Below are 2,681 nucleotides of genomic sequence, written 5' to 3'. Positions count from 1 at the left end.
CGGGGGGCGGCCGGGGCGATAGGCTGGAGGGCAGACGACGGGCGGAGCCGCGACGGGCCCCGCCGAGGCGACGCCGCGCACCGGCGCGGCGGACGAGCACGAGGAGGCACCGATGACCCGCGCCACCATCCTGGTCGTGGACGACGACGAGGCGCTGGCCGAGATGATCGGCATCGTCCTGCGCAACGACGGCTTCGAGCCGGCGTTCGCCAAGGACGGGTCCTCCGCACTGCCGACCTTCCGCGCTGTGCGTCCGGACCTGGTCCTGCTGGACCTGATGCTCCCGGGCATCGACGGCATCGAGGTGTGCAAGATCATCCGCGCCGAGTCCGACGTGCCGATCGTCATGCTCACCGCGAAGTCCGACACCGCCGACGTGGTCCGCGGCCTCGAGTCCGGTGCGGACGACTACGTGCCCAAGCCCTTCAAGCCCGCCGAGCTCGTGGCCCGCGTCCGCGCCCGCCTGCGCGAGGGCGAGACCCGCGCCCCCGAGACCCTGAAGATCGGCGGCCTGGACATCGACGTGGCCGGCCACCAGGTCCGCCGTGGGGACGAGACCATCTCGCTCACCCCCCTCGCGTTCGACCTGCTCGTGGCCCTCGCCCGGAAGCCCTGGCAGGTCTTCAGTCGCGAGATGCTCCTGGAGGAGGTCTGGGGCTACCGCCACCAGGCCGACACCCGCCTGGTGAACGTCCACGTCCAGCGGCTGCGCTCCAAGGTCGAGCCGGACCCCGAGAACCCCACCGTGGTGCTCACCGTCCGCGGCGTCGGCTACAAGGCCGGCCAGGGCTGAGCCCGTGGCCCAGGCCCCCGACCAGGAGGAACGGGACACCCGCACGCTCCCGGCCACTGGGCTCATCCCGGTCGTCGTCGAGCCCGACCCGGACCGGCGCTCGTCGCTGAACCCGCTGCGGTGGCTCACCGGACTCCGCCGCGGCTGGCGGCGCTCCCTGCAGCTGCGCACCTCCGTCATGGTCGGCGTGCTCACGTTCGTGGCCTCCGGACTGCTCGCCCTCTTCTTCGCACAGCAGATCTCCGACGCCCTCGTCGAGGCCCGCTTCGAGCAGGTCGAGGCCGATGCGAACCGTTCCCTGGCACAGGTGCGTGACACGTTCACCCTCGCCGGCACGCCCGAGACCCCGGTCACCGACGTCATGGTCTCCCAGACCCTGCGCTCCCTCGAGGGCGACTCCTCGACCCTCGGACGGAAGTTCCTCCTCGAGCCGCTGCCGGACACGGACTCCTCGGAGATCGGCAAGGTCTCCTCCGTGCAACTGGACTCCGAGGCCATCCCGGCCGACCTCAAGTCCACGGTGGCCGGCGGGACCGGCGTCTACTACGCGCACATGGCCGTGCGCGACGAGGACGGCTCCGAGACCCCGGCCCTGGCCTTCGGGACCCAGGTCATCCTGCCGCCGGGCTCCGGATACTCGCTCTACCTGGTCTACGACCTCACCGACGTGCAGAACTCGCTCGACTCAGTCCTGCGTGTGCTCATGCTGTTCGGCACCGGCTTCGTCCTGCTGAACGTGGTGGTCTCCGCCGCGGTCATCCGCCTCGTGGTGCAGTCCGTGCAGCAGGCGTCCCTCGCCGCAGAGACTCTCTCCCGCGGCAACTTCGAGGTCCGCATGCCCGTGCACGGAGAGGACGAGGTGGCCCGCCTCGGCACCTCCTTCAACCGCATGGCGGACAACATCCAGGACCAGATCACCCAGCTGGCCCAGCTGTCCCAGATGCAGCAGCGCTTCGTCTCGGACGTCTCCCACGAGCTGCGCACCCCGCTCACCACCGTGCGCATGGCGGCCGACGTCCTCTACGGCTCCCGCGGGGACTTCGACCCGGTCAACCGTCGCTCCACCGAGCTGCTCTACCACCAGGTGGACCGCTTCCAGGCGATGCTGGCCGACCTGCTCGAGATCACCCGGTTCGACGCCGGAGCGGCCATGCTCGCCCTCGAGGAGACCGACCTCTTCGAGCTCTGCAACGACGTCATCCTCACCTCCCAGCCGCTCGCCGACCGTGCTGGGGTGGAGGTGTTCGTGGTCCCGCAGGGGAATGCGTTCCTGGCCCGGGTGGACCCCCGCCGCATCGAGCGCATCGTCCGCAACCTCGTCAACAATGCGATCGAGCACGCCGAGGGCCGCCCGGTGGACGTGGTGGTCGCCGGCGACGGCGGGGTCGTCTCGGTGGCCGTGGTGGACCACGGCATCGGCATGTCCGCCGAGCAGGTCGAGCGGGTCTTCGACCGCTTCTGGCGCGCCGACCCGGCCCGCACCCGCACCACCGGGGGCTCGGGGCTCGGCCTGTCCATCGCCACCGAGGACACCCGCATCCACGGCGGCAGCCTCGCCGCCTGGGGTGAGCTCGGCGTGGGGTCCTGCTTCCTGCTCACGATCCCCTGCGACCAGCCCCGGCCGGGGTGGCCGCACTCCGACGGAGACGATGGTGGGCCATGCCGCCCCTCGCCCTGCCGCCCGTCTACGACGTCCGCGAGCGACGGCTGGCCTCCGACCCGCGCCGTCCGCTCGGCGACGCGGCCCTCGAGCGGACCGGACCGGACGGCCCGGACGAGGACGTGGACACCGGAGAGATCGACCGGGTGCAGGAGCAGACGCTGCGCGAGCCGACGCACACCACGGACGCAGAGGAGGACCGATGAGCACGCAGCAGCGCGCCGCCGC

At 71.7% G+C, this 2,681-nt stretch carries 2 protein-coding genes; both read left to right on the top strand.

Features of this window, described 5'->3' with window-relative positions; all coding sequences use genetic code 11:
* The first annotated feature begins 112 nt into the window (after positions 1-112).
* On the top strand, positions 113-793 hold the full coding sequence (gene mtrA / locus AC2W7A_RS11410; protein WP_485991453.1) for an MtrAB system response regulator MtrA: 681 nt from the start codon (positions 113-115) through the stop codon (positions 791-793).
* Positions 794-797: 4 nt separating this feature from the next.
* Positions 798-2,681, top strand: a 1,884-nt coding sequence (gene mtrB / locus AC2W7A_RS11405) for an MtrAB system histidine kinase MtrB (RefSeq protein WP_485991452.1), incomplete at its 3' end; no start/stop codon positions are given.

The sequence above is a fragment of the Micrococcus sp. LASM2_SD2 genome (genome assembly GCF_057364565.1).
Note: the sequence above shows the minus strand (reverse complement) of the source record. Positions and strands in the feature narration are given on the sequence as shown.

Excerpts from the sequence above, each read along its gene's own strand:
- mtrA (WP_485991453.1), top strand. The coding sequence starts at position 113 with ATGACCCGCGCCACCATCCTGGTCGTGGACGACGACGAGGCGCTGGCC.